Below are 18,184 nucleotides of genomic sequence, written 5' to 3' on the forward strand. Positions count from 1 at the left end.
TTTCCATTAAAGAACGACGTGGTCGCGGGATGGCGTCAGGTTGCCTGCGCGGATGTCCGGACCATGCCACCCCATACGATCAGCGCATTGACTGTCAACCCGATCATGCCGGGATTCAGTCCCGCAGGCATGACATGCAGGAAAAACAGGCTGATTCCGATCAGGTCGCCACATAACAGCCCGGCAATAATGGGCATGGCCGACACCCTGCGGTTGAGGATGGCGACGATAATGCCCGGCGCAAGCTGGGTGACACCGATATAATACAGGTTGTTCAGCATGACCATCAGCCCGGACAGTGATGCGCCCCCCAGAACCGAAACCAGCAGGTAAATGGCAATGGTGACCTGTGCCCCGGTTTTCTGGGTGCGGTCCGAATGGCCGGGCATCAGGTTGCGTGAAACCAGTGGCCCCAGCGCCAGGCAGATCCCCGCCAGTATCACCAGCGCCGACAGCGCGCATCCCCCCGCCACCAGACCACGTGCCCAATGGGGCAGGGTGGCGCAGACCGCAACCATGAACACATCATTGGGCGATGCAGGTGTCATGCCCGCTGTCCGCACATACAGCGCCATCATGAACAGGAACGGGAACATGAGCATGTAAAGCGGCATGAAAATCTGGTTTTTCTGCACGGTCCGGGGCGACCGGGCGCTGAACAGGAAGGCAACCGTCTGTGGCGCGATACATAACCCGATCGATTGCAGGATAATGGTCGAGACGATGAAGGCGTTGCCGCCCGGTAACCCATGAACACCCCCGGCGGGACGGGACAGGGGTGGCAGTGCCGCAGGCCAGTGCATGGCATGTAAGGCCGCATATCCCCCCAGCACGATCGCCACCACCATCAGCACATCCTTCAGGATGGAAACATAGGCCGGCGCGCGTATGCCCGACAGCACGATCCACGCCAGAGTCAGTAACGCCGATGCCCCCGTCATCATCATGCCCGACACATGCCAGCCCAGATTGCGGACCACCACCATAAGGCCCGCAAACTGCATTTCACCAAAAGGAAGAAGAAATAGCGTAGTATTCAGAACGATCAGGATTTCCAGAACGCGGCTGGCGTAATGGTTGCGGAAAATATCGGCAATCGTCACACAGGCATATTTCTGGCCCAGCGCCCATACGCGCGGGTTCAGGAAATACCCCACCGGATAGGACAGCAGGATATACCCCAGAAACCACAGTCCGAACCCGCTGCCCTGCGTATAGATCCCGGCGGGAAAGCCCAGGACGCTGCCAATGCTGTATGTCTCCCCGATGGTCAGGAAAAAGACGAGCACGGCCCCGAACTGACCCGACGCCACAAAGAAATCCCGTGTATTGCGCGCGGCGTGGCGATACCGTGAATAGATGGCGATCAGCACGGAAGCCGTAATGACGGCCAGAAATATGGAAACTTCCATGCCTTATTTTACCTGCTTTCCGTCTGGACCAGGTGGTGACATGTTCCAGCATACGGTCAGGCATGCCGGCACCAGAATGAAACAGGCGAACATCCAGATCATTTCAAGCGGGATGCCGAATAATGCCATCCGGAATGCCTGAAGCGCCAGACAGCCCCCGATCACCAGACAGAACGGCAGGACAATGCCAGCCAGCAGCACGGGAAGGGAAATGGCGGGCACAATTCCGGTGTCGTTGTCCCGTCTGTCGTGATCATGCATGCCTGTCTGACCCGGTCCTGTGATAATGGCAGGATGCTGTCATGCCATCCTGCCCGGCTGATACGGGCGCCGGAGGCGTATCATGGCCCCGGTGCCAAAGACGGAAACTGTAATGAAATTACGCATCGTGGCATAGGGACACGGCAGCGCATTCCATAATCATGCAGTGGTTTTTTTCCAGATCCCCATCGTCGCCATGCCTGCGGCCTGCGGGACGGGAAGGGGAATTCACTCCCCAGACCAGCGGGCGGCATGATATGCATGTTCCGACATGACAACCCAGATGCTGATCGAACTGATTGCTGTCCTGACGGCCGTGCGGGATGACGTGCCGCAGGTCATGACAATCGACCACGGCAGGCTGCTGCCGTCCGGCCCGCTGGAAAGTACCCACCGGTCCCTGCAGGCAGGCGTCAGGGCATGGGTGGAACGCCAGACCGGTCACCCCATCGGGCATGTGGAGCAGCTGTACACCTTTGCCGATCATGACCGCCTGCTGGGCGCGGAACAGGGCAGGATGATCGCCATTTCCTATCTGGCGCTGACCCGCAGCCACGCGGGGGAAACAGGATGGCGGGACTGGTATGACTATTTTCCGTGGGAAAACTGCAAGACGGATGCAGGACGGGACTGCCTGACCATTATTGAACGCCTGTTATGCAAATGGGTGGCGGGCATGGACAATGCCGCCATGCGCGTGCGGCAGTGGCAGCGCTGTGTCACCCTGTTCGCCATTGGCGACATGGTGGCGTGGAATGACGAACTGGTGCTGCAACGCTATGAACTGCTGTATGAAGCCGGGCTGGTGGCGGAAGCGGGCTGCGCGCCCGAAAGCACCGTGCCGGGGCGGGCCATGCACCACGACCACCGGCGCATACTGGCCACCGGCATGGCGCGGTTACGTGCAAAGATACGTTACCGCCCGGTCGTGTTTGAACTGATGCCGGAGGAATTCACGCTGCTGCAATTACAGCGCGTGATGGAAAGCCTGTCGGGTGTCCATATTCATAAACAGAATTTCCGCCGCCTGATCATGCAGCAGCAATTGGTTGAAGAAACAGGTGGAATTGAGGAAAATACCGGTGGCCGTCCCGCCCGCCTTTACCGCTTCTGCGGGGAAGTCAGGCAGGCGCGGCAATTCGTCGGGACCAAGATTCCACTGGTCCAGCCCTGAGGGGAAAAGCGGGACCTCACGAAAAACCTGATTGACAAGAGGCTTGTTTCCCTCTGGAACTGTGCGGGCGACCCCTGCTGCCTGACTTATACTCAATATGAGCATAAGCGGCGCGGCAGAATGGGGCCGAAGGGAGAACAGGCATGAACCAGATTACGCCGCGTGGCGGAACAGACGGGCTGTATGACCGCGTGCGGCATCTGGTCCCCGAAATGGAATGGGAGACGTTTGTCGAGGACATCCGCGCGATCGAAACACTCAAGCGCGAACGCAACGCCGTCATCCTCGCGCATAACTACCAGACGCCCGAGATATTTCACTGCGTGGCCGACATCCGTGGCGACAGCCTTGCCCTGGCGCGGGAGGCACAGGAAACGGATGCGGACGTGATCGTCATGGCGGGCGTCCATTTCATGGCGGAAACGGCCAAGATGCTGAACCCGCACAGCACCGTGCTGATCCCGGACCTTCATGCGGGCTGTTCGCTGGCTGATTCCATTACCGGGCGGGACGTGCGCCTGCTGCGTGAACGCCATCCCGGCGTGCCGGTTGTCACCTATGTCAACACCTCGGCCGAGGTGAAGGCCGAAAGCGATATCTGCTGTACATCGGGCAATGCGAAGCGGGTGGTGGAAAGCCTTGGCACCGACCGTGTCATCATGATCCCTGACGAATTCCTTGCCCGCAACATCGAAGCCGAGACCGGCATCAAGATGATTACATGGGCAGGCCATTGCGAGGTGCATGAACGCTTCACCCCACAGGAAATCGAGCGTATGCGCGCCGACCATCCGGGGCTTGTGGTCCTTGCCCACCCCGAATGTCCGCCCGACGTGGTGGCGGCATCCGATTTCAGCGGGTCCACCGCCATGATGGGTGATTTCGTGCGCGGGCATACCGGCAGCCGTATCCTGCTGGTGACCGAATGTTCCATGAGCGACAACCTCGCGGTGCAGTATCCCCAGACCGAATTCGTGCGTCCATGCAACATGTGCCCGCACATGAAGCGCATTACCCTGTCCAATATCCGCCGCGCGCTGGAAACCATGACGCATGAAGTCACGCTGGACCCGGAACTGGCCAGCCGTGGCCGCCGCGCCGTTGAACGCATGCTGGCGATATGACCACCCTGCCGTCGCCGGACAGGCTTGCCGGGCAGCCGCTGATCGTCGGCGGGGGACTGGCGGGTATCATGACCGCACTGTCCACCACGCGGCCATGCGTGCTGGCATGCGCGGGGCGGCTGGATGACATGCGGCCGCCCGCTGCCGCCAGCATGCTGGCGCAGGGGGGAATGGCCGCGGCCGTGGGGGCGGATGACACGCCCGCGCTGCATGCCGCGGATACGCTGGCGGCGGGGGCGGGATTATGTACTGCTGCGGTGGTCGACCGTGTGACAGCGTACGCGCCGGTGGCGGTTGAACAGCTGGCCGGGCTTGGTGTGCGGTGGGACAGGCATGCGGATGGCAGCCTGCAACTGGGGCTGGAGGCCGCCCATGGGCGGCGGCGCATCGTCCATGCGGGGGAAGATGCGACGGGGGCCGCCATCATGCGCGCGCTGATCGCCCGCGTGCGGCAGACCCCGCGCATCACGGTAGTGGAACGGGCCCATGCGCATGACCTGCTGGTGCATGATGGCGCGGTGTCGGGCTGCGTGCTGGACATTGGCGGGCGCACGCTCACGCTGTCCACCCCGGCCGTCGTGCTGGCCACGGGCGGGACAGGCGGCCTGTTTGCCGATACCACCAATCCCGCCGGGGCCACTGGCGGTGGCCTTGCCATGGCCGCGCGCGCGGGCGCGGTGCTGGGCAACATGGAATTCGTGCAGTTTCACCCGACCGCCCTGTCCGCCGGGCCGGAAGGGCAGCGCCTGTGTCTGGTCAGCGAGGCCGTGCGGGGCGAAGGTGCGGCCCTGGTTGATGAAACGGGCGAACGTTTTACCAGTGAACTCGCCACGCGCGACAGCGTATCGCGTGCAGTCTGGCGTCACATGATGGCCGGGCACAGCGTGTACCTTGACACCCGCGCGGCTGTGGGCGCGGCCTTTCCCCGGCATTTTCCTGCCATATATGCGTTATGCATGGCCCATGGCGTCGATCCCGTAACGCAGCCGATCCCCGTCCGTCCTGCCGCCCATTACCATATGGGAGGAATCATGGTGGATCACCGGGGGCGGACCGGTGTCACGGGCCTGTGGGCAGCGGGGGAAGTCGCATGCACCGGCCTGCATGGCGCCAACCGGCTGGCCAGCAATTCCCTGCTGGAAGCCGTGGCGTTCGGCACATGGATCGGCCACGAACTTGATGGCTGCATGGCGTCCCGCGTTCCGGTGCCTGATATCGCCCGCCTGCCGCATGACCTGGCCGCATTTCCCCCACCGGCAGCCCTGCGCCGGATCATGAGCCATCATGCCGGGGTGATCCGCACGGGTGACAGTCTGCGTTCGGGCCTGAAACAGATCATGCCCTTCATGGGCACGGATGTCGGGCTGGTCAGTGCCGCGATCCTTCTGGCCGCCAGTCTGCGCCGTGAAAGCCGGGGCGGTCATTTCCGCAGTGATGATCCCCATACCATGGCGACCGCCACGCCGTCGCGCTTCCGGCTGGCGGACCTGCAGGCCCGGCTGGCGGATCTGCATGATGCGCCCGTACCCGCCGCCCCATCCATGAATGAAAGACATGCCCCATGATCCATCCCCTGCCTGACATCATGCTGGAACCGCTCGTACGTGCGGGGCTGCTGGAGGATCTGGGCCGCGCGGGCGACCTTACGACCGATGCCGTGATCGTGGATGGGGATGCTGGCGTCTGCGCCATGCTGGCCGCGCGGCAGGACGGGGTGATTGCCGGTCTGGACATGGCGCGGCTGTCCTTTGCGCTTATGGACCCGCGCATCGTGTTCGAACCCCATGTGCGCGATGGTGACGCGGTAACACGTGGCGCCCGTCTTGCCACGGTGCGCGGCCCAGCGCGTGGCATCCTGTCGGGAGAGCGCGTGGGCCTTAATTTCCTGTCGCATCTCAGCGGGATCGCGACGGCTACGGCGCAACTGGTTGAACTGGTCCGTCCCTATCGCGCCAGCATCACCTGCACGCGCAAGACCATGCCCGGCCTGCGGGCGATCCAGAAATATGCGGTCCGGGCCGGTGGGGGCAGCAACCACCGTTTTGGTCTGGATGACGCCATCCTGATCAAGGACAACCATATCGCCTTTGCCGGCGGGATTACGGCTGCGGTGGAACGGGCGCGCCGGGCCGCGGGGCATCTGGTGCGCATTGAACTGGAGGTCGATACGCTGGCGCAGCTGCGCGAAGGGCTGGAGACAGGCGGCGTTGATGTCTTCCTGCTGGATAACATGCCCCCCGACATGCTGCGCGAGGCCGTGCGGACTGTCGATGGCCGTGCCCTGACCGAAGCCTCGGGCGGTATCACGCCCCACACGGTCACGGCCGTGGCGCAGGCGGGGGTGGACCTGATTTCCCTTGGCTGGCTGACCCATACCGTGCGCGTCATGGACATCGGGCTGGATTACCTGCCCTGATCCTGTAGGAAGGATGGTATCCATACACGGGAGAACCATCATGGCATCCACCATCAGGACCGGCGCGGGGTATCTGTGCGCAGCGCTGCTGGGCGCGACCATCATGACGGTGGGCGCGCAGGCCCAGCCGGACATGCAGCAGGCGCAGCAGCGCGCCCAGCAGATGCAGCAGTTCCAGCAACAGCAGATGCAGCAGCGCCAGCAGGAACAGCAGATGAACATGCAGCGTGACCAGCAGGCGCAGCAGATGCAGCAGCAGTTCCGGCAACAGGACATGCAGCAGCACCAGCAGGAACAGCAGATGAACATGCAGCGCGACCAGCAGATGCAACAGATGCAGCAGCAGTTCCGCCAGCAGCAGATGCAGCTGGACCAGCAGGAACGCCAGATGGGCAACCAGCCCGGTGGTCGTGAACAGATTGCCCGCCAGCGTGAGCAGTTCCGCATGCAGCAACAGCAGCAGATGCAACAGATGCAACAGCAGTTCCGCCAGCAGGATGAACAGTTGCGCCAGCAGCATATGCAGATGCAGCAGCAGCAGGACCAGCAGCGCAGGCAGATGATGCAGGGACCGCAGAACTGGTAAAATGCCTGCCTGCCGAAATGGCCTGCGCAGCACAAAGATGTTTTCAGGAAAACTTTTCCCGGAAGATTTCTGGGAAATGCCGCCTTTTTAAAAGAAGGCGGCACCCGGAAACTGTCATTATTTTTTCATTAATGGCCTGTTATCGGCCACCCCGTTTTCCATATCAGTTCCCTGTTACGGCAACGGGTGAACGGGGCAGTTCCAGCAGGTTGACCGCAACATCCCTGTCACACATTTCCGCCCGCAGGGTACGCGTCATGTCGCGTATGCTGTCATGGTGGGTGAACAGCAGCACCTGCGTGGTGCGGGCGAAATCCGCCAGTACCCGCAGGGTGCTCAGGCTGCGGGCATCATCGAACTGGACCAGCAGGTCATCGGCGATGAAGGGCAGGGATTCGGCGGATTTGCAGTAGGTTTCCACGCTGGCCAGCCGGAAGGCGAGGAAAAGCTGGTCGCGCGTACCCGCGCTCATCGCCGCGACCGGCACCGTGCTGCCATCATGGCGCACGCCCTGCACCACGGGTTCGCCATCGGGGTCGAGTTCCGTTCTTATGCCGCTGAACGCGCCCAGGGTCGCAAGGGACAGGAACTGCCCCGCACGGGTGACCAGCGGGTCCTGTTCCGCCGTCCGGACGCGGGCAATGGCATCGGCGATCAGCTTGCGGGCCAGGCTCAGTTCGGCATATTCCTCCACAATCCGGTGCAGGCTGGTAATGGCGGCCTCGCGCCGTGCCGCGGCCTGTGTCGCATCCGTATTATGTTCAAACGCACGCAGCGCCATGTCTTCATGCTGTTCGGCGCGGACCGCGTTATCACGCAGGCGCTGCAGTTCGGCCAGCCGGTCATGAATCCGTGCCGCTTCCGCCTTCAGTTCCGGCACGTCGCGCCCGTCAAGGGCATGTTCCACTTCGGCGGGGGACTGCCCGTCGGTCATGCGGGACAGGGTATCGCGTACCTGCGCATGCTCCCCGATCAGCCGGTCACGCTGGTCCAGACGTGCTGCCAGCGCACGCAGGGCGTCCACGCTGTCGGCAGATGTGCGGGTCAGCAGCGCCTCGATGGTCGTGCGGGCGTGCAACAGGCTGGCTTCGCTATCGGTTACGCCCTGACTGGCTGTGGCCAGTGCGGGCAGCAGGGCTTCGCGCTGGTGTCGCGCCTTTTCCGCCGCCTGCCAGTGCTGCTCCAGTTCCCCGGCCGCCGCCACGCTGTCCTGCGGCAGGGCAAGGGGCAGGCGGGGACGGATGGCATCGACAGCCTGCGTCAGTGCATGTCCGGCGGCGTGTGCCTGCGCGCGGGCGTCACGCAGTTCGTCCAGACGCTCGATCTGTGCAGGGGCAGCGGCCCATTCGGTGGCAAGATCGTGTGCGACATCGGGCAGGGCATCAGGGCCAAGGCCAATGGCCTGCATGGCGGCGGCCCAGTTCTGTTGCCATTCCTGCTGTGCCGTGGTCAGGGCTGCCGCCTGCTGGCGCAACTGCTGCTGTAGCGGCAGCAGGTCATCGCGTTCGCGCTGTAGCCTGCTGTATTCTTCATGTCCGCTGATATGCATGCGCGCGGCAGTGCTGACGGCTTCCACACACGCGGACAGGTCCGGCGCGGGGTCGATCCCCAGCCGGCGGGCCAGCCGGTGCAGCCTGTCCCGCATTGCGTCCGGACGGATGCGTTCTTCCACCAGCGCCGCCTGTTCGGCTGCGACCTGTTGGGCATCCGCCAGCAGCTGCGTGCGCTGCTGCACGAAGGCCAGCAGGGCCTCGGGCGTTGCGGCACGGGCGTGCAGGGCGGGAAAGGGGGCCATGAATTCCTGCCACTGGCAGGTCATCCGGTTTTCCACCTCCGCCCGGCCATGGTCATGGAAGGTGATCCTGTCCATGCAGTGGCTGATATCGTGGCGTAGTCCCTCGATCCGGGCGATACGGTCGGCCTGCGCCATCAGCTGTGTGGACAGGGTGTCCACCTGTTCCATGGCGGCGTCCAGCGCCACGGCGTGGCTCAGGCGCGTGGAGGCGGGCGTGTCCGGGTCAGGGTGCAGGTAGGTGGCGCGGATGTCCTGCCACAGCGCATCGCGCCGTGCGCGCGCGTTTGCCACCATGTCGGGCGTAAGCGTGCTGCCTGCCTGTTCCAGCCGCGCCAGTTCGGATTGCAGGCTGGTCAGGCGTTCGCGTTCGACTGCCAGCGTGCCAGCCAGCCGGTCGTGTTCGATGCGCAGTTTATGCTGGCGGTCCATGGCGGCGCGTACGCTGTCCGGGTCGGGGCAGGGCTGGTGGCGCAGGTGGTCCACCGTGTCGCCACCCAGTGCCTGCGCCTGTGCAGCAAGGCTGGCCTGGCGCTGTTCCACTGCCGCCGCGCGCATGGCCAGCCGTTTCATGTCCATGGGCAGGGCGGCGAAGGGCGCGGTCTCTTCATGCAGCGCCACGTGCTGGCCCGCTGCATGCAGGCTGGCCATGCGGTGCTGCTTCTGCGCAATGGCCAGGTCTGTCTGGCGCATCTGCTGTTCCAGATTGTCGTGCTGGATGCGCCAGCGCGCCTGCGTGTCCACCAGCACGCGGATGCTGTCCAGCACCGCGCGGTCCGGCATGAACTGCCGCAGGTCGGCATCCGCGCCCTTGCCCAGCCTGCGGCGCAGGCTGGCCAGGCTGTCGTTTATGCTACGCCATTTTTCATCCTGCGCCGGTTTCAGCGCACGGTGCTGGCGGACGTCGTGCCCAAGGCGGATGGCCTGCATGACGGGATCGCGCAGGTCCTGAAGGCTGACCTGTGCGGGAGACGGCGTCGTCTGTTGTCGTAATTGAGCGGCCTGCGCCACCATGGCGTCATGGTGGGCCCTGGCGTGATCATATGTTTCCAGCGTCGTGGTGATCGTGGCGCCCATGCCGACGGGCAGGGCGGCAAGGTCAGCCAGTGCCGACAGTTCCGCCTGCAGCCGGTTGATCTCACCCAGCAGGGGCGCTGCCTTTTCCAGCCGTTCATGACGGGCCTGCAGGCGGCGCAGGTCGTCCTGTTCGCGGCTTATGTCGGTCTTGCTCTGGCGGGCTTCATCACGCAGGCGGCAATGTTCGGTATAGGCGTCATGCCCGAGCGAGGCGTCCTTCAGGCTGTCCTTTGCCGCGTTAAAGGCATCCAGCGCCCTGTAGAACGCACGTTCCGCCGACCGGCGGGGCGCGAACAGGGCATTGCGCCGCGCGTCGATTTCCTCCAGCCGTTCCACCAGCGCGCGCAGGCCGCCGCCTGCCTCCACGATCAGGCGGCCAATATCCCCGTTTGCCTTCAGCAGTTCCGTTCCGCCCGAACGCAGGGTTTCGTCATTCAGCCCGAACAGCGCGGCAAAGCGTTCGCGCGTCATGGCCCCCAGCGGGTGCGACAGCATGCTGTCGGCCACAGCCTTGCCATTGGGGGCCAGCAGGGTATTCCGGCGGCCCTTGCGGCGGCTCAGGTCCAGGGCCTGCCCATCATCCAGTCGCAGGCGGGCGTCCAGCCGGATCTGGTCGTTGCCAAACACCGCCCCCGCAGGCGACAGGTTCGGGACGCCAAACAGGAAATCCGACAGCGCGGACAGGCAGGTGCTCTTGCCTGCCTCGTTGGGACCATGGATGACATGCAGCCCGTGGCCATCGCCAAAATTCAGGTCAAGGTCGGCAATGGCGCCGTATTTGACAATGCGGAATTCACTGATTCGCATTGTCATGCCCTTCCGGATTGTCCACCAGCGACAGGGCGAGGTCGATTGCCCGGCCCGGCACGTCATTCAGGATCGTTTCGCGCATTTCTTCCGTGCGGGCATGGGCGGGCATGCGGTCCATGATCGCGGTCAGGATATCGGACAGTTCCGCCCGCAGCACATCCGGCGTTGCGGCCTGCTGTATGTCGGCGGCGATCCGGCCGCCGGTGGACGGGTCCAGCACGGCAGGGCGGGGTGGCGGGCGGGTATGGATTTTCAGGCGTTCGAGCCATATCTCATCGGACAGGCTGGCCAGTATGGTCTCGATTTCCAGTTGCGCGTCATGCGTGCCGCGGATCAGGTGGGCATGCAGCGCCGTTGCCCCCACCAGTTCCAGCCGCAGGGCAATGGGCCGCCCCTGCGCCTGCGCCACAAGGGATCGCCCGGCATCGCGGATACGGTCGGTCATGTCGGCGGGGGTCGTGGCGTCTGTCAGGTCCACCATTTCGCTGGCCCAGCGCACGGCGTCCAGCACCTGATGGTCTACCGACAGGACCCGCTCGCCACGCACCGTGACCAGTGACGCCCCTTTTGGTCCGGCTTCGCGCGCATGGCGTCCCTGCAGGTTGCCCGCGTACACCACGTACGGGTTTTCATGCAGGATTTCCCGGTTATGGACATGCCCCAGCGCCCAGTACTGGTAGCCATGGTTGACCAGCTGTTCCACGGTGCAGGGGGCATAGGTTTCATGCCCCTCCCGCCCCTGACAGGCGGTATGCAGGATGCCGATGTTGAACAGGCCCGGTACGGGGACAGGATATTTCCGTGCGATATTGTCCGTAACGTCCCGGCGGCCAAAGCTGCGGCCATGCACGGCAACGCCCAGATCTTCCATGATGCAGGTTTCGGCCCTGCTGGAGGCGAACAGGTGTACGTTGTCCGTTATGTGCAGGTGGCGGGCAAAGCGGTTTTCGGCATCATGATTGCCAAGGATCATGAAAACGCGGATGCCCGCCTGCTGCAGCCGCGCCATGCCGTTGATGAAGAACAGCCCGCACTGCGTATCGCGCAGGTCACCGTCAAATACATCGCCCGCCAGCACGACAAAGCGGCATTCGGTCTGGATGGCCAGATCGACCATGTCGCTGAAGGCGCGGCGTGAGGCATCGGCGATCAGGCGGGCGTACTCCCCCGATTTCTGCGTCAGCCCCAGCAGCGGGCTGTCCAGATGGAGGTCGGCGGCATGAAGGAAGCGGAATTCGTCCATGTCGCCATCGTAGTCCATTGAAAGCGGATGTAAATGCGCCCCGGCGCGTGGAACGGGGCGGCTGCCGGTCATGCCGTATGGTCGGTGATGTCCGTGCAGATATACTTCATTTCCATGTATTCATCCATGCCATAGCGTGATCCCTCGCGGCCCATGCCGGACTGCTTGATGCCGCCAAAGGGGGCGACCTCGTTGGAAATCAGGCCGGTGTTATGGCCGACCATGCCGTATTCCAGTGCTTCGGCCACGCGATGGGCGCGGGCATGGTCGCGGGTGAAGAAATAGGCGGCAAGGCCGTATTCCGTGTCATTGGCCATGGCGATGGCCTCGGCTTCCGTATGGAAGCGGAACAGCGGGGCCACGGGGCCGAACGTTTCCTCCCGCGCGATGCGCATGGCGGGTGTTGCGTCACGCAGGACGGTGGGCCGGTAGAACAGGTCGCCCGCATCGTCGCGCGCGCCGCCGCACAGCACGGTCGCGCCATGTGCCAGCGCGTCGCGCACGTGTTCCTCCACCTTGTCGCGCGCCTTTGTGCTGATCAGCGGCCCAATGGCGGAACTGGGGTCGCTGCCCGGCCCCACCGGCAGCTTGTTCACCACGCGGGCAAAGCGGGTGGCGAATTCGTCATAGATCCCGTCCTGCACCAGGAAGCGGTTGGCGCAGACGCAGGTCTGTCCGGCATTGCGGTATTTGGCGGCGACCGCGCTTTTGATCGCCTGTTCGATATGGGCATCGTCAAATACGATGAAGGGGGCATTGCCGCCCAGTTCCAGCGAAAGGCGCTTGAGCGTGGGGGCCGACTGCGCCATGAGGATGCGCCCCACCTGCGTGGACCCCGTAAAGGACAGCTTGCGGATGGCGGGGCTGGCGCACAGCGCCCTGCCCAGTGTCACGCCATCCCCCGGCAGGACCTGCAAAAGGCCCGCAGGCACGCCCGCCTGCCGGGCAAGTTCCGCCAGCGCAAGTGCCGTAAGCGGTGTGTCCTCCGACGGCTTGACGATCATGGCGCAGCCCGCGGCCAGCGCGGGTCCGGCCTTGCGGGTGATCATGGCGGCGGGGAAATTCCACGGCGTGATCGCCGCGCACACGCCCACGGGCTGGCGGATGACGCTCAGCCGCGTGGCCGGGTTGGTGGGGGGAATGATGTCGCCATAAGTGCGCATGGCCTCGGCCGCGAACCACAGCAGGAAGCTTGCAGCATACCGGATTTCGCCCGCGGCTTCGGCACGGGGCTTGCCCTGTTCGGTAATGATCATGGTGGCGAGGTCGTCAACATTGTCCATGATCAGTTCATGCCAGCGCGTCAGGATGACCTGTCGCTGCGCGCCGGTGCGGTTGCGCCATTCCGCCTGCGCCGCGAGGGCGGCCGTAATGGCGTGGGTCACGTCCTGCGGCCCGCATTCGGCTACGTCCGCCACCAGCAGGCCGGTCGCCGGATCATGCACGGCGCGGCGCGCGCCATCCGCCGCAGGGCACCATGTGCCGTTAATGAACGCATCCTTGCGGAACAGGGATGTGTTGGAAAGATGTACGGGCATGTACGGTCTCCGGTACTGGGGCGAATGGCCGGGACGGGTTCGGGATTTTGCCGGAACCTGCCCGGAGAATAGTCTTCCCTTCATCAATGATCACATCGGATGCCGTCAATGGCACAAGGATGCGAATATCTGGCCCCTGTATCCCACGCGGGGCAGTCGGGTCAGCCCTGTCCAGCCGGTTCCATGCGCATAACGTCACGGCAGCATTCATGTGTACGCCCGGCCCGCCACATTTTCCCCACCATTTTTTCGCGAGCGATCATGCCCTCGGGCCGGCATGGCACCGGGCATGCCTGCCTTGACGGCCCTGCAGGCGGGCTGCCGTTCGGTCAGGCCGGAGCTGCCGTGCGCGCCGCGATCGCGCATATGGGGTGCGGGACGGGGTCTCTGGCGAATGGCGGGATTGTCCGGTAATATGTGACGTTTCTTGTCAGGACGGATGTGGCGTGTTTCTGCGGCAGTTGACCTATCTGATAGCCCTTGACCGCTATCAGCATTTCTCGCGGGCGGCGGAAAGCTGCGGCGTATCCCAGCCCGCGCTTTCGGCGGCGATACGCCAGCTTGAAGCTGAACTGGGAATTACCATCATCCGTCGGACCCGGCGTTTCAATGGCCTGACGGACGAAGGGCGGCGGGTGCTGGCATGGGCGCGCCAGACGCTGGCCGCGCTGGACGGATTGCGGCAGGAAGCGGCCTTTGCGCAGGCCGTGGCCGGGGGCACGCTGTCCATTGGGGTCATACCGTCGGGGATGCAGGGCATTCCGCTGCTGCTGGAAAGTTTCCGGACCGCCATCCCGGGGCTGCATCTGCAGGTGCGTATCGGTTCATGTGCTGATACCATTCACCGTCTGCGCCAGCAGCAGCTTGACCTCGGGCTGGTCTATCTGGACCAGATCCCTGCGGATGCGCCTTTTGATATGCTTCCCCTGTTTACCGAACAGCATGTGCTGGCGGCGGCGGAACCCCTGGTCCTGCCGACGGGACGGCGCGACTGGGCGACACTGGCCGACCTGCCCCTGTGCCTGTTCAGTCCGGAAATGCGTACGCGCCAGATCGTGGATGCCGCGTTCCGGGGGGCAGGGGTCAGCCCGATCGTGGTGCTGGAAACCAATTCACCCGAAGTGCTGTATGGTGAACTGCTGGCGGGGCGACTGGCCAGCATATTGCCGGTTGCGGCGCTGCCGACCCATATCGGCCATAGCCGCCTGCAGATTCGTCCCCTCGGTCCATGTGGTGCGCCAGAAGTGGGGCTGGTGCGCCTGACGCAGTCCCTGCCAACGGCGCTGATGACGCGGGTATGGGAAATTGCCAGCCAGATGGACATGCGCGACATCTTCGCGGTCAACTGAAAGGTCTGCCCACCAGTGTCCTGATGACCTGCGGGATGGCGTATGGTCGGTGTGTGCAACCGCCTGTCATGGCGCGGCGGGGGAGTGCGTGTTCCGCAATGCCTGCTGTTCGGCGCGCCGGAAGGCCGTCCAGTCCTGTCGTGCGGGGCTGCCGGGCATGGGGGCGGCAGGTTGCGTCGCGTTCAGGTCAGCGGGACCGGGGACCTGTTCGCGGTAGGGTGATGACGGAACGGATGTGCCGGAGGCATGCAGCGGGGCGAAATGCGCCAGCGGAGGGGCTGCTGGCATGGACAGGACCGATGGGGCCATGGGCGCATGCGGCAGGGCCACGCTGCCATTCCAGCCGCCGGGGACCGCACCGGGCATCTGCGCCATGGCATGGTGCAGTGGCAGGCAGGCCAGTGACAGTATGAGAAACCGGAACATGCTGTCTGGCTGTAAAAGAGAGTAGAAATAAAAACGGCAGGAACCGGAGTTCCTGCCGAGATTATCAGCCAATCTTCAGATTGACTGCAGAAGACTTGCCGTTGCGGCCCCGTTCGAGGTCGTAGGTCACAGCCTGTCCCTCGTTCAGTGTCTGCTGGCCAGCCTGCTCGACTGCAGAGATGTGAACGAAAGCGTCAGCGCTTCCATCATCAGGCTGGATAAATCCAAAGCCCTTCTGGGCGTTGAACCATTTAACTGTTCCTGCGGCCATGTCTTGGCCTCCTTGCGTAACCGGCACCTCCACGCGAACATGCGCGGAATCGAGACTTTTCGTTATATCGGGGATGCCAGAAGGCCGCTTAGCGAGGCTGCATTTGAAATCTTGTCCGTAGCTGAAAAGTCCAGCCGTGGAACATCCTATACAGAGGATGCATGCAAATAGCACGGAAAATATTTTAAAAAGCGGAAATATTTCCTGTGGGCCGCCTGATAACCGGCTACAGCAGGCACCACTGGCGCATCATGTTGTGGTAAATATTGGTCAGCGACAGCACGGCGGGATCGGCGTCCCCCAGCCGTTCACGCAGGGATGTCACCTGCATGTCCAGGTCAAACATGATCTGCCTGCGGCTTTCCTCGGCAATCATCGACTGGGACCAGAAAAAGGCCGCCAGCCTGCTGCCGCGCGTGACCGGCGTGACACTGTGCAGCACGGTGGTGGGATACAGCACCATGTCGCCTGCCGGCAGCTTTATGGCCTGTTCGTTGCCATTGGCATGCATGGTCAGTTCACCGCCGTCATATTCGTCGGGATCCGAAAAAAACAGCGTGGAGGACACATCCGTGCGGATGCGCGTATGGATGTCGCCCGCCACGATGCCCCGGATGGCATTGTCCACATGCGCGCCAAAGTTCATGCCGTTTTCATAGCGGTTGAACAGCGGCGGGCTGACCCGGTAGGGCAGCACCGCGCTGTTGAACAGGGCGTTGCGGCCCAGCGCGCGCAGCACGACCTGCCCCAGTTCACGGCAGGCTTCCGAATCCCGGGGCAGCTGCAGGTTGTTCTTGGCCTTGGCTGACTGCAGGCCCGCCGTCTCGCGTCCGTCGGTCCACTGCGCGTTTTTCAGTGTTTCGCGACAGTGGGCCAGTTCATCGGCGCTCAGCAGGGCGGGAATGTGCAGCAGCATGGCGGAACCTTGGTGGTATGATGGATGTGGATCAGTACTGGGCCGAGATGTTGAACAGGAACGAGCGCCCGATGGACGGCGTCACCCGGTTTGAAAACAGGCTGCCGTAATTCAGCCGGTTATCAAGGTTATAGGCGTTCATCGCCACTTTCCAGTGGTCGGCGAAATGGTGTGACACCATGGCGTCGAATTCCACCGTGGCCGGCACGCGCGCGGTGTTGGCCTGATCCAGCCACACGCCCTGCCGCCATGTAATGCCACCGCCAATGGTCATGTTCCACGGCTTGCGCGGGGCGATTTCATAGCTGGTCCATGCCGTGGCCTGGTTATGGGGTACGTACTGGATCTGCCCGCCCTGCTTGGACGTGGTGGAACCGGCCTTGGTAATGGTGGGATCATACAGCGCGTAGGTGCCGTAGAACATCCAGTTGCGCAACAGCGTGCCCGATGCGCTGAGTTCAAGCCCCTGGTTGCGTTCCTGGTCGCTGGTCGCGCTGATGTCGCCCGTGGAGGGGTCGGTCTGGATGGAATTGTTCTTTTCCAGCCGGAACAGGGCTGCCGTGAATCCGATGCGGTCATGGAAGGCGCTGTATTTCGCACCGACTTCATACAGCCTGCTGCGTTCGGGGGATGCGGTCGCGCTTTTGGAATTCAGGGGTTCCGAGCTGTTGGTGACGTACATGCTCAGCGGCGTGGTGGATTCAGACCAGTTGAAATACACCATAAGGTTGCTGCGCGGGGTGTACATGATGCTGACGGACGGGTTGATGGTGGTTTCGTTCTGTCCGTAATGCACATCCGGGGTGGCGGTGCTGCCGCCGGTGGCGCTGTAGTGGCTGTTCCAGTTATCCCAGCGGAAACCCGCCTTGACCGACAGGTAATTCGTCAGCCAGATCTGATCCGACAGGAAGAAGCCGACATCCAGCGCGTCGCTGTTCTTGTAGCACTTGCGACCCACGCCATTGCCGATATTGACCAGCCGGTTGGGATACTGGTTGCAGTCCCCCAGCGTCAGGCCAGGCACGGCGGGCGAGGGGTCAAGCAGGCTGGTGCCGGGCCGGTTGGAGCCATAGGCGTAGTTCTGGCGGTGATCGGTAACGTATTCAATGTCGAAGCCGCCAATGATCTCGTGCCGGATCCGTCCGGTCTTAAGGTGCGCGACACCGGAAAACACATCCTGTATGGACCAGTCGCTCTGCCGGTAGGGTTCGGGACCGCCCACCCCGCCATTACGCGCCACCTGGGCTGCAGCAGGGTTGGATGAAAAGAAGTCGGACTGACAGGTGGACGATGGGGATACGCCATTGAACGTGTTGTTCGTCAGGGTCGCGCCGCTGCTGAAGTTCGAACATGCTTCCTGTGATGCGGAGAAATAGCGGTGGAAGATACCGCCACGCATGTCATTATATAGTGTCAGGATCGGGTTGACCTTGGCCGTCAGGCGACCGGTGATCATGTCCGTGCTTGAATCGTCCTGATCATAGGTGGTGCCATACCAGTTGGTGCGCTTGACGCCGTATTCGGTCACGGGACGGCCAATGGCGTTGGCGGATGAATAGACCACCGGCACGCCGTAATCGGGAATGCGGTTATCGTTCTGGTGGAAATATTCCAGCACGAACGACACTTTCTTGCCCAGGCCAAAGGCGATGGACGGCGCGATCCCCCAGCGGTGGGAATAGATGTAATCGCGACCAACAACATTGTTTTCGTTGCCCATGCCCGTCAGGCGGAAGGCGGTGGTGCGGGAGTGTCCTGAAGTCTGTGTATCTGACCTGGCCCACGGTTG

Annotated in this window: 15 protein-coding genes; 6 read left to right on the forward strand and 9 right to left on the reverse strand. The window is 63.2% G+C overall.

Annotated features, from left to right (window positions below; translation table 11 throughout):
* Positions 1 to 35: 35 nt before the first annotated feature.
* Together B7449_RS04035 and B7449_RS04040 are read right to left on the reverse strand one after the other, a co-directional pair.
* The gene (locus tag B7449_RS04035) at positions 36 to 1,412 is read right to left on the reverse strand and encodes a sodium:solute symporter family protein (RefSeq protein ID WP_039734430.1); all 1,377 of its coding nucleotides are present in this window, start codon (positions 1,410 to 1,412) and stop codon (positions 36 to 38) included.
* 3 nt (positions 1,413 to 1,415) lie between these two features.
* Entirely contained in the window at positions 1,416 to 1,673 is a 258-nt protein-coding gene (locus tag B7449_RS04040; RefSeq protein WP_039734431.1) for a hypothetical protein, read from the reverse strand.
* Between the two features lie 283 nt (positions 1,674 to 1,956).
* Between B7449_RS04040 and B7449_RS04045 the strand changes: the two genes are divergently transcribed.
* The 5 genes from B7449_RS04045 (at position 1,957) to B7449_RS04065 (ending at position 6,973) form a co-directional block, all read left to right on the forward strand.
* The gene (locus B7449_RS04045; protein WP_039734450.1) at positions 1,957 to 2,847 is read left to right on the forward strand and encodes an NUDIX hydrolase; all 891 of its coding nucleotides are present in this window, start codon (positions 1,957 to 1,959) and stop codon (positions 2,845 to 2,847) included.
* 143 nt (positions 2,848 to 2,990) lie between these two features.
* A complete protein-coding gene (gene nadA, locus B7449_RS04050) occupies positions 2,991 to 3,971 on the forward strand; it encodes a quinolinate synthase NadA (RefSeq protein ID WP_039734432.1) in 981 nt (326 codons plus the stop codon).
* Complete coding sequence (locus tag B7449_RS04055; RefSeq protein WP_039734433.1) at positions 3,968 to 5,536, forward strand: L-aspartate oxidase; 1,569 nt, start codon at positions 3,968 to 3,970, stop codon at positions 5,534 to 5,536. Before nadA ends, B7449_RS04055 begins: the two co-directional genes overlap by 4 nt.
* A complete protein-coding gene (gene nadC / locus B7449_RS04060; RefSeq protein ID WP_039734434.1) occupies positions 5,533 to 6,387 on the forward strand; it encodes a carboxylating nicotinate-nucleotide diphosphorylase in 855 nt (284 codons plus the stop codon). The genes B7449_RS04055 and nadC overlap by 4 nt, the downstream gene beginning before the upstream one ends.
* A 40-nt stretch (positions 6,388 to 6,427) precedes the next feature.
* Positions 6,428 to 6,973: a hypothetical protein gene (locus B7449_RS04065; RefSeq protein ID WP_039736757.1), complete on the forward strand. Its 546-nt coding sequence runs from the start codon at positions 6,428 to 6,430 to the stop codon at positions 6,971 to 6,973.
* A 163-nt stretch (positions 6,974 to 7,136) separates the two neighbouring features.
* Here the strand turns inward: B7449_RS04065 and B7449_RS04070 are convergent, their stop codons facing one another.
* The 3 genes from B7449_RS04070 to B7449_RS04080 form a co-directional block, all read right to left on the reverse strand.
* Entirely contained in the window at positions 7,137 to 10,655 is a 3,519-nt protein-coding gene (locus B7449_RS04070; RefSeq protein ID WP_235721060.1) for a YhaN family protein, read from the reverse strand.
* Positions 10,636 to 11,895 (reverse strand): metallophosphoesterase family protein, encoded by a 1,260-nt coding sequence (locus tag B7449_RS04075; RefSeq protein ID WP_039736759.1) that lies wholly within the window; start codon positions 11,893 to 11,895, stop codon positions 10,636 to 10,638. Before B7449_RS04075 ends, B7449_RS04070 begins: the two co-directional genes overlap by 20 nt.
* Positions 11,896 to 11,963: 68 nt before the next feature.
* A complete protein-coding gene (locus B7449_RS04080; RefSeq protein ID WP_039736755.1) occupies positions 11,964 to 13,433 on the reverse strand; it encodes an NAD-dependent succinate-semialdehyde dehydrogenase in 1,470 nt (489 codons plus the stop codon).
* A gap of 446 nt (positions 13,434 to 13,879) precedes the next feature.
* On the opposite strand from B7449_RS04080, the gene B7449_RS04090 reads away from it, so the two are divergent.
* Positions 13,880 to 14,782 (forward strand): LysR family transcriptional regulator, encoded by a 903-nt coding sequence (locus B7449_RS04090; protein ID WP_039736753.1) that lies wholly within the window; start codon positions 13,880 to 13,882, stop codon positions 14,780 to 14,782.
* Between the two features lie 66 nt (positions 14,783 to 14,848).
* Here the strand turns inward: B7449_RS04090 and B7449_RS04095 are convergent, their stop codons facing one another.
* From B7449_RS04095 to B7449_RS04110, 4 genes are all read right to left on the reverse strand, one after another.
* A complete protein-coding gene (locus B7449_RS04095; protein WP_235721059.1) occupies positions 14,849 to 15,208 on the reverse strand; it encodes a hypothetical protein in 360 nt (119 codons plus the stop codon).
* A gap of 64 nt (positions 15,209 to 15,272) precedes the next feature.
* The gene (locus B7449_RS04100; RefSeq protein ID WP_007398099.1) at positions 15,273 to 15,479 is read right to left on the reverse strand and encodes a cold-shock protein; all 207 of its coding nucleotides are present in this window, start codon (positions 15,477 to 15,479) and stop codon (positions 15,273 to 15,275) included.
* A 226-nt stretch (positions 15,480 to 15,705) separates the two neighbouring features.
* Positions 15,706 to 16,395, reverse strand: a complete 690-nt coding sequence (locus B7449_RS04105) for a Fe2+-dependent dioxygenase (protein ID WP_039734364.1) — start codon at positions 16,393 to 16,395, stop codon at positions 15,706 to 15,708.
* Between the two features lie 31 nt (positions 16,396 to 16,426).
* A partial coding sequence (locus B7449_RS04110; RefSeq protein WP_048883278.1) for a TonB-dependent receptor occupies positions 16,427 to 18,184 on the reverse strand: 1,758 nt, incomplete at its 5' end.

This window comes from Komagataeibacter intermedius TF2 (genome assembly GCF_000964425.1).
Classification (GTDB): domain Bacteria; phylum Pseudomonadota; class Alphaproteobacteria; order Acetobacterales; family Acetobacteraceae; genus Komagataeibacter; species Komagataeibacter intermedius.

Excerpts from the sequence above, each read along its gene's own strand:
- B7449_RS04100 (WP_007398099.1), bottom strand. The coding sequence starts at position 15,479 with ATGGCCGCAGGAACAGTTAAATGGTTCAACGCCCAGAAGGGCTTTGGA.
- B7449_RS04045 (WP_039734450.1), top strand. The coding sequence starts at position 1,957 with ATGCTGATCGAACTGATTGCTGTCCTGACGGCCGTGCGGGATGACGTG.
- B7449_RS04035 (WP_039734430.1), bottom strand. The coding sequence starts at position 1,412 with ATGGAAGTTTCCATATTTCTGGCCGTCATTACGGCTTCCGTGCTGATC.
- B7449_RS04070 (WP_235721060.1), bottom strand. The coding sequence starts at position 10,655 with ATGACAATGCGAATCAGTGAATTCCGCATTGTCAAATACGGCGCCATT.
- B7449_RS04075 (WP_039736759.1), bottom strand. The coding sequence starts at position 11,895 with ATGGACGAATTCCGCTTCCTTCATGCCGCCGACCTCCATCTGGACAGC.
- B7449_RS04040 (WP_039734431.1), bottom strand. The coding sequence starts at position 1,673 with ATGCATGATCACGACAGACGGGACAACGACACCGGAATTGTGCCCGCC.
- nadA (WP_039734432.1), top strand. The coding sequence starts at position 2,991 with ATGAACCAGATTACGCCGCGTGGCGGAACAGACGGGCTGTATGACCGC.
- B7449_RS04080 (WP_039736755.1), bottom strand. The coding sequence starts at position 13,433 with ATGCCCGTACATCTTTCCAACACATCCCTGTTCCGCAAGGATGCGTTC.
- B7449_RS04095 (WP_235721059.1), bottom strand. The coding sequence starts at position 15,208 with ATGTTCCGGTTTCTCATACTGTCACTGGCCTGCCTGCCACTGCACCAT.
- B7449_RS04065 (WP_039736757.1), top strand. The coding sequence starts at position 6,428 with ATGGCATCCACCATCAGGACCGGCGCGGGGTATCTGTGCGCAGCGCTG.
- nadC (WP_039734434.1), top strand. The coding sequence starts at position 5,533 with ATGATCCATCCCCTGCCTGACATCATGCTGGAACCGCTCGTACGTGCG.
- B7449_RS04055 (WP_039734433.1), top strand. The coding sequence starts at position 3,968 with ATGACCACCCTGCCGTCGCCGGACAGGCTTGCCGGGCAGCCGCTGATC.
- B7449_RS04105 (WP_039734364.1), bottom strand. The coding sequence starts at position 16,395 with ATGCTGCTGCACATTCCCGCCCTGCTGAGCGCCGATGAACTGGCCCAC.